This window comes from Amycolatopsis rhizosphaerae, assembly GCF_007713715.1.
Lineage (GTDB): Bacteria > Actinomycetota > Actinomycetes > Mycobacteriales > Pseudonocardiaceae > Amycolatopsis_E > Amycolatopsis_E rhizosphaerae.
This window is the reverse complement of sequence record NZ_VJWX01000291.1, coordinates 1-9,035: the sequence shown is the minus strand read 5'-3', so window position 1 is coordinate 9,035 and position 9,035 is coordinate 1. Positions and strand designations below refer to the sequence as shown.

At 67.1% G+C, this 9,035-nt stretch carries 4 protein-coding genes; all 4 read right to left on the bottom strand.

Translation table 11 applies throughout. The annotated features are described in order from the left end of the window. Nucleotides 1-74: 74 nt before the first annotated feature. On the bottom strand, nucleotides 75-224 hold the full coding sequence (locus FNH05_RS24610) for a hypothetical protein (RefSeq protein ID WP_144591085.1): 150 nt from the start codon (nucleotides 222-224) through the stop codon (nucleotides 75-77). A gap of 356 nt (nucleotides 225-580) precedes the next feature. Next, on the bottom strand, nucleotides 581-4,492 hold the full coding sequence (locus tag FNH05_RS24605) for a DNA-directed RNA polymerase subunit beta' (RefSeq protein WP_144591084.1): 3,912 nt from the start codon (nucleotides 4,490-4,492) through the stop codon (nucleotides 581-583). Between the two features lie 115 nt (nucleotides 4,493-4,607). Continuing rightward, complete coding sequence (rpoB, locus tag FNH05_RS24600; protein WP_144591083.1) at nucleotides 4,608-8,108, bottom strand: DNA-directed RNA polymerase subunit beta; 3,501 nt, start codon at nucleotides 8,106-8,108, stop codon at nucleotides 4,608-4,610. A gap of 410 nt (nucleotides 8,109-8,518) precedes the next feature. Then, nucleotides 8,519-9,035: hypothetical protein (locus tag FNH05_RS38240; protein WP_186382714.1), on the bottom strand; the 517-nt coding region annotated here is incomplete at its 5' end.

Genomic DNA, 9,035 nt, shown 5'->3' with positions numbered 1-9,035 from the left:
CCCATGGCCCCCGGCCGGTGCACGAGAAACGGAAAGGGCCCCGAACCGGCTGGTTCAGGGCCCCCAGGCGCAAGCTACTCGTCGTCCGGCTTGGCGTGGTCCGGCCGGCCCGGGTTCGGATCCCGGGACAGGTCGATCGCCGGGTGGCGGGGTGCGCCCTCGGGAGCGGCGTGCCGCCCGGTGGACGATGCCTCCTGCCGGCTCGCGTTCTCTTCAGCGTTCACAGCGCCCTCCTCGTTCCGCTACGTGTGAACCTCGGCCGACACGCTACCGACACCATGGCAAACCGCTGGGTGACGGCCCCTCCGGATCCCGTTCGGGCGAAATACCCGGATTATCCGCGCACTGTCGAGACGGGACCGATCAACAGGCCGAACAAGGGCGAAAAACACCTGCCGACAGCGGGAGCACGTCAGGCAGTGAGGCGATTATCAACGTGATTTTCAACGCGAAGGCAAGTGCCTGACGCCCGAGGATTTTCCCCCGGGACCTCGTCACCCAACTCGCCCGAAACTCCCGGAAAAGGGGAAGGCCCCGGGATGCGGGAGGCATCCCGGGGCCTTCGACGTGGAGACGGACCTCAGCGGAAATCGCGGCCGAAGTCGTAGTCGTCCAGCGGAACCGCGGCGCCGGTGCCGGTGCCGAACACGTCCGGGGTGTAGTAGCCGTCGTCGTAGGACGGGATGGCGTACGCCGCCACCCTGGCCTCTTCGGTCGGCTGCACCTGGATGTTGCGGTACCGGTTGATGCCCGTGCCTGCCGGGATCAACTTACCGATGATCACGTTCTCCTTCAGGCCGACCAGCTTGTCGCTGCGGCCGTTGATCGCCGCGTCGGTCAGGACACGCGTGGTCTCCTGGAACGACGCCGCGGACAGCCACGAGTCCGTGGTCAGCGAGGCCTTCGTGATACCCATCAGCACCGGGCGACCCGAGGCGGGCTCGCCGCCCTCGGCCACCGCGGCCCGGTTCGTCGACTCGAACTTGGTGCGCTCGGGCAGCTCACCAGGCAGGAAGTCGGTCGAACCCGAGTCGATGATCGTGACCCGGCGCAGCATCTGCCGGACGATCACCTCGATGTGCTTGTCGTGGATCGACACACCCTGCGCCCGGTACACCTTCTGGACCTCGTCCACCAGGTGCATCTGCGCCTCGCGCGGACCCATGACACGCAGGACCTCGTGCGGGTCCGGGGTGCCTTCCAGCAGCAACTGGCCGACGGACACGTGGTCGCCGTCCTGCAGCGGGCCGGTCGGCGTGTTGGCCAGGCGCTGACGCTTCGACAGCTTGTCGAAGATGATCTCCTCGCCACCGTCGTCCGGGATCAGCGTGATCTTCCAGAACCGCTCGCTCTCCTCGATGCGCACGCGGCCATCGACGTCGGCGATCGGCGCCTTGCCCTTCGGGACCCGGGCCTCGAACAGTTCGGTGACACGCGGCAGACCCGTGGTGATGTCGTCACCGGCGACACCACCCTGGTGGAAGGTACGCATCGTCAGCTGGGTACCCGGCTCACCGATCGACTGGGCGGCGACGATACCGACGGCCTCGCCGACGTCCACCAGCTTGCCGGTCGCCATCGAGCGGCCGTAGCACATCGCGCAGACACCGACGGCGGACTCGCAGGTGAGCACGCTGCGCACCTTGACCTTGGCGATCCCGCTGGTGATCAACTTCTCGATCGCGGGGTCACCGAGGTCGTCGCCGGCGTTGAGCACCACGTTGCCCTCGGCGTCCACCGCGTCGGTGGCCAGCGTCCGGGCGTAGGCCGCGGTCTCCACGTGCTGCGCCCGCACCACGCGGCCGTCACCCAGGTTCTCACCGATCGGCATGTTGATGCCGCGGCTGGTGCCACAGTCGGTCTCGCGGACGATGACGTCCTGCGACACGTCCACCAGACGACGGGTCAGGTAACCCGAGTCGGCGGTACGGAGCGCGGTGTCGGCCAGACCCTTCCGGGCACCGTGGGTGGCGATGAAGTACTCGGCCACCGACAGGCCCTCACGGAAGTTCGCCTTGATCGGGCGCGGGATGTACTCACCCTTCGGGTTCGACACCAGACCACGCATACCGGCCAGCGAACGGACCTGGGTCATGTTGCCCGCCGCCCCGGACTTCACGATCATCGAGATCGGGTTGTCCTCCGGGAAGGCGTCCTCCATGACCTTGGCGACGTCGTCGGTCGCCTGGCTCCACACCTTGACCAGCTCGTTGTTGCGCTCGGCGTGCGAGAGCTGACCGCGCTGGTAGCGCTTCTCCACCTGGTCGGCCTTGGCCTCGTACCGGTCGAGGATCTCCTTCTTCTCCGGCGGCACGACCACGTCGCTGATCGACACGGTCACACCGGAGCGGGTCGCCCAGTAGAAGCCGGCGTCCTTGAGCCGGTCCAGGGTCTGCGCGACCTGCGTCATCGAGTACCGCTCGGCCAGGTCGTTTACGATCGCGGCCTGCCGCTTCTTCGGCATCGGCTCGTTCACGAACGGGTAGTCCGGCGGGAGCAACTCGTTGAACAGCACCCGGCCGAGGGTGGTCTCGGCCAGCCACGGCTGACCCGGCTCCCAGCCGTTCTCGGCCAGCTTCACGACGTCCGCCCGGTTCGGCTGACGGTCCGTGACCCGGATCTTGATCGGGGCGTGCAGGCTCAGCGCCTTGCGGTCGTAGGCCATGATCGCCTCGGCGGGCGAGGCGTAGGCGTGGCCGGCCCCGGTGGCGCTCTCGTCCAGCCTGGTCAGGTGGAACAGGCCGGTGACCATGTCCAGACGCGGCATGGCCAGCGGGCGGCCCGACGCCGGCGACAGGATGTTGTTCGCCGACAGCATCAGGATCCGGGCCTCGGCCTGGGCCTCGGCCGACAGCGGCAGGTGCACCGCCATCTGGTCACCGTCGAAGTCCGCGTTGAACGCCTCACAGACCAGCGGGTGCAGCTGGATGGCCTTGCCTTCCACCAGCTGCGGCTCGAAGGCCTGGATGCCGAGGCGGTGCAGGGTCGGCGCCCGGTTCAGCAGCACCGGGTGGCCGGTGATGACCTCTTCCAGCACGTCCCACACCTGCGGGCGCGCCCGCTCCACCATCCGCTTGGCGGACTTGATGTTCTGCGCGTGGTTGAGGTCGACCAGCCGCTTCATCACGAACGGCTTGAACAGCTCCAGCGCCATGTCCTTGGGCAGACCGCACTGGTGCAGCTTCAGCTGCGGACCGACGATGATGACCGAACGGCCCGAGTAGTCGACGCGCTTGCCGAGCAGGTTCTGGCGGAACCGGCCCTGCTTGCCCTTGAGCAGGTCGGACAGCGACTTCAGCGGACGGTTACCGGGACCGGTGACCGGGCGGCCGCGGCGGCCGTTGTCGAACAGCGCGTCGACGGCCTCCTGCAGCATCCGCTTCTCGTTGTTCACGATGATCTCGGGCGCACCGAGGTCGATCAGCCGCTTCAACCGGTTGTTCCGGTTGATCACCCGGCGGTACAGGTCGTTCAGGTCGGAGGTGGCGAACCGGCCACCGTCGAGCTGCACCATCGGGCGCAGGTCCGGCGGGATCACCGGAACGGCGTCGAGCACCATGCCGCGCGGGTCGTTGCCGGTGGCCTGGAAGGCCGCGACGACCTTGAGCCGCTTGAGGGCGCGCAGCTTCTTCTGCCCCTTGCCGCTGCGGATGATCTCGCGCAGGTTCTCCGCCTCGGCGGCCACGTCGAACTCGGTGGCCAGCTTCTGGATGGCCTCCGCGCCCATGCCGCCGGTGAAGTACTCGCCGTAGCGGTCGTACAGCTCGCGGTAGAGCTGCTCGTCCGCGATCAGCTGACGCACCTCGAGCTTGCTGAAGGTGGTCCAGATCTCCTCGAGCCGGTCCAGCTCGCGCTGGGTCCGGTCACGGAGCTGGCGCATCTCCCGCTCGCCGCCCTCCTTGACCTTGCGGCGCACGTCGGACTTGGCGCCCTCGGCCTCCAGCTGGGCGAGGTCGGCTTCGAGCTTCTGCGCCCGCGCCTCGATGTCGGCGTCGCGCTTGGCCTCGATGTTCTTGCGCTCGACGCCGATCTCGTTCTCCAGCGTCGGCAGGTCGTTGTGGCGCAGCTCCGTGTTCACGCCGGTGATCACGTAGGCTGCGAAGTAGATGATCTTCTCGAGGTCCTTCGGAGCCAGGTCGAGCAGGTAGCCCAGCCGCGAGGGAACGCCCTTGAAGTACCAGATGTGGGTGACCGGAGCGGCCAGCTCGATGTGGCCCATCCGCTCGCGCCGCACCTTGGCCCGCGTCACCTCGACACCGCAGCGCTCACAGATGATGCCCTTGAAGCGGACCCGCTTGTACTTACCGCAGTAGCACTCCCAGTCCCGGGTGGGGCCGAAGATCTTCTCGCAGAAGAGGCCGTCCTTCTCGGGCTTGAGCGTGCGGTAGTTGATGGTCTCCGGCTTCTTCACCTCGCCGTAGGACCACTGACGGATGTCGTCCGCGGTGGCCAGGCCGATCCGGAGCTCATCGAAGTAGTTGACGTCCAGCACGTCCTTGCATCCCCTTGGGTTCTAATCGGGATAGAGGGCTCGGCTACCCGGGGCCGGCACCCGCGCGGGCGTCCTGTCGGACACCCGCGCCGGGGCCGGCTTCCGGATGGCTGGGTCATTGCACGACGTCGTCCACCGAGGGCGACTCGTTGCGGGACAGGTTGATGCCGAGGTTGGCGGCGGCGCGTTCGAGGTCCTCGTCGTCGGAGTCGCGCATCTCGATCGCCGCACCGTCGGAGGACAGGACCTCCACGTTGAGGCAGAGCGACTGCAGCTCCTTCAACAGCACCTTGAACGACTCGGGAATGCCCGGGTCCGGGATGTTCTCGCCCTTGACGATGGCCTCGTACACCTTCACGCGGCCCACCACGTCGTCCGACTTGATGGTGAGCAGTTCCTGCAGCGTGTAGGCCGCACCGTAGGCCTGCATCGCCCAGCACTCCATTTCGCCGAAGCGCTGGCCACCGAACTGCGCCTTACCACCCAGCGGCTGCTGCGTGATCATCGAGTACGGACCGGTCGACCGGGCGTGGATCTTGTCGTCGACCAGGTGGTGCAGCTTGAGGATGTACATGTAGCCGACGGCCACGGGGTACGGGAACGGCTCGCCGGAACGGCCGTCGAGCAGCACCGCCTTGCCGTTCGGCCCGACCAGCCGCTCACCGTCGCGGTTGGGCAGGGTCGACGACAGCAGACCCGTGAGCTCCTCCTCCTTGGCGCCGTCGAACACCGGGGTGGCGGTGTTCGTGCCGGGGTCGACGTCAGAGAGCTCCTCGGGCAGGTTCCTCGCCCACTCGGGGTTGCCCTCGACCTTCCAGCCCTGGGAGGCCAGCCAGCCGAGGTGCAGTTCGAGGATCTGGCCGATGTTCATACGGCGCGGCACACCGTGGGTGTTCAGCACGATGTCGACCGGGGTGCCGTCCTCCATGAACGGCATGTCCTCGACCGGCAGGATCTTGCCGATGACACCCTTGTTGCCGTGCCGGCCGGCGAGCTTGTCGCCCGGCTGGATCTTCCGCTTCTGGGCCACGTAGACGCGGACCAGCTCGTTGACGCCCGGGGGCAGCTCGTCGTCGTCCTCACGGGAGAACACCCGGATGCCGATGACCTTGCCGGTCTCGCCGTGCGGCACCTTCAGCGAGGTGTCGCGGACCTCGCGGGCCTTCTCGCCGAAGATCGCGCGGAGCAGGCGCTCCTCCGGGGTCAGCTCGGTCTCGCCCTTCGGCGTGACCTTGCCGACCAGGATGTCGCCGTCGCGGACCTCGGCACCGATGCGGATGATGCCGCGCTCGTCCAGGTCGGCCAGTACCTCTTCGGAGACGTTCGGGATGTCCCGGGTGATCTCCTCGGCACCGAGCTTGGTGTCCCGCGCGTCGATCTCGTGCTCCTCGATGTGGATCGAGGTGAGCACGTCGTCCTGCACGAGCCGCTCGGAGAGGATGATCGCGTCCTCGTAGTTGTGGCCTTCCCACGGCATGACCGCCACGAGCAGGTTCTTGCCGAGCGCCATCTCACCGTTCTCGGTGGACGGACCGTCCGCGATGACCTGGCCCTTTTCCACCCGGTCGCCCTCGTTGACGATCGGCCGGTGGTTGAAGCAGGTGCCGTGGTTGGTGCGGCGGAACTTGTACAGCCCGTAGCTCTTGCGGGTGCCGTCGTCGTGCATGACCGTGATCAGGTCGGCCGACAGCTCTTCGACCACACCGGACTGCTCGGCGACGAGCACGTCGCCGGCGTCGATCGCGGCCCGCAGCTCCATCCCGGTCCCGACCAGCGGCGACTGGTTGCGCAGCAGCGGCACCGCCTGGCGCTGCATGTTGGCACCCATCAGCGCGCGGTTCGCGTCGTCGTGCTCGAGGAACGGGATCATGGCGGTCGCCACCGACACCATCTGGCGCGGCGAGACGTCCATGTAGTCCACGTCCATCGGGTCGATCAGCTCGACCTCGCCGCCCTTCCGGCGGACCAGCACGCGGTCCTCCGCGAAGTACCCGTCCTCGGTCAGCGGCGCGTTGGCCTGCGCCTTGACGAAGCGGTCCTCCTCGTCGGCGGTCAGGTAGTCGATCTGGTTGGTGACCTTGCCCTCGACGACCTTCCGGTACGGCGTCTCGATGAAGCCGAACGGGTTGACCCGGGCGTAGGAGCACAGCGAACCGATGAGGCCGATGTTCGGGCCTTCCGGGGTCTCGATCGGGCACATCCGGCCGTAGTGGCTCGGGTGCACGTCGCGGACCTCCATGCCGGCGCGCTCACGGGACAGACCGCCGGGGCCCAGCGCCGACAGGCGGCGCTTGTGGGTCAGGCCCGACAGCGGGTTGTTCTGGTCCATGAACTGCGACAGCTGGGAGGTGCCGAAGAACTCCTTGATCGCGGCCACCACCGGGCGGATGTTGATCAGGGTCTGCGGCGTGATCGCCTCGACGTCCTGGGTGGTCATCCGCTCCTTGACCACGCGCTCCATGCGGGAGAGGCCGACCCGGATCTGGTTCTGGATCAGCTCGCCGACGGTGCGCAGGCGCCGGTTGCCGAAGTGGTCGATGTCGTCCACCTCGACCGGGATGACACGGTCGTCCTGGCCCATCTTGTCCTCGCCGGCGTGCAGCCGGACCAGGTACTCGATGGTGGTGACGATGTCCTCTTCGGTCAGCGTGCCGGTCTCGTACGGGAGGTCGAGGCCCAGCTTCTTGTTGACCTTGTAGCGGCCCACCTTCGCCAGGTCGTAGCGCTTGTCCTTGAAGAACAGGTTCTCCAGGAGGGCCTGCGCGTTCTCCTTCGTCGGCGGCTCGCCCGGACGCAGCTTGCGGTAGATGTCGAGCAGCGCCTCGTCGACACCCGGGGTGTGGTCCTTCTCGAGCGTCGCGAGCAGGGTCTCGGAGAAGGAGAACCGCTCGCGGATCTGCTCGGTGGTCCAGCCGAGCGCCTTCAACAGCACGGTGACCGGCTGGCGGCGCTTGCGGTCGATCCGCACCCCGACGGTGTCACGCTTGTCGACGTCGAACTCGAGCCACGCCCCCCGGCTCGGGATGATCTTGACGCTGAAGACGTCCTTGTCGGTGGTCTTGTCGATCGCCTGGTCGAAGTACACACCCGGCGAACGGACCAGCTGGGACACCACGACACGCTCGGTGCCGTTGATGATGAACGTGCCCTTGTCGGTCATCACGGGGAAGTCGCCCATGAAGACCGTCTGGCTCTTGATCTCACCGGTGTTGTTGTTGACGAACTCCGCCGTGACGAACAGCGGAGCCGCGTAGGTCATGTCCTTGTCCTTGCACTCCTCGACGGAGGCCTTCACCTCGTCGAAGCGCGGGTCGGAGAAGGACAGCGACATCGAGCCCTGGAAGTCCTCGATGGGCGAGATCTCGTTGAGGACTTCTTCGAGGCCGCCGACCGGGTTCTCTTCGCCTTCCTCGACGCGGCGCTCGAACCACTTCTCGTCACCGGTGAACCACTGGAACGACTGGATCTGCACGTCGAGCAGATTGGGCGTGGTCAGCGGTTCCCGGATCTTCGCGAAGGAGACCCGCTTGGGGGCTCCCGGGATGCCCGAGGGGTTCGAGGTGGAAGCAGCCGAGGTGGTCGCAGCAGTGGCCTGGTTCGCGGGAGAGACTGCCAAGATGCGTCCTTCCGGGGACAATGAGCGGTGAGCAGCCGCAATAGCGTTAACCAATACGACTGTCAAGGGTGCGGTGGTGCCCACAGTCTAGCCGCCGTGCCCGGGCAGCCTGAAAGAGGGCAGCGCAAAGAAGCAGTCTAGCCTGAACGACGCGTTCTGTCGAGGGGCACTCCCGACGGGGGCCAGACCTCGATCACGACATCTTCAGGTATGCCTCACCAGCTCGCCCTGTCCCGGGCGTTGCCATCGCCAGTAAGCGTGACCTCCCGGGGCCGCTGAGTCAAGATGCCACGCGCTCAAACCGCCGGTTGGCGCAATGCCGTAGCTCCCTGTGTACGATCTGAAATTCGCCCTTCGACCAGCGGATTCGCCGATCGGTCCTGATCGTGGTGCAGACCGGGCAGCCGGGATCACACCGCTTCGGCGGCCGGCTGGAGCGGGTCGATGATCTGGTCGGCCAGCCAGGTGCACTGGCGCTCCCACATCCGCTGGGTCTGCTCGTCCGGACAGGCCATTCCGTCGACGAGTTCCCCGTACGACCACGCCCGCAGCCATGCCTCGATCGCGACCTTGACGTCGAGCGCGACCGTACCCATCAGATAACGATGTGCCCACCCGTGCAGTACGACCACGCCCCCGGTCTCGGGCAGCAGGTCGAGCAACTCTCCGAAGCGCTTCGCGACCGGGACGAGCATCTCCAGTTCCCCGGCCGCGGGAACGTTCTCGGCGAGGCGCCGCATCCACAGCACCGAATCGAGCCGGGGATCCAGGGAACCGAGCTCGTCCGCGGCGTGTTCGGCCAGCCTGCGCAGCGCGAGCCTGCGCAGCCCGTCGACGTGGATCCGCAACAGGGCGATGTAGCTGGGGTGGAAGACGCCGATCCGGTCGTCGCCGAGATTGTCCCAGCTGACCGCACCCGTGTACGGA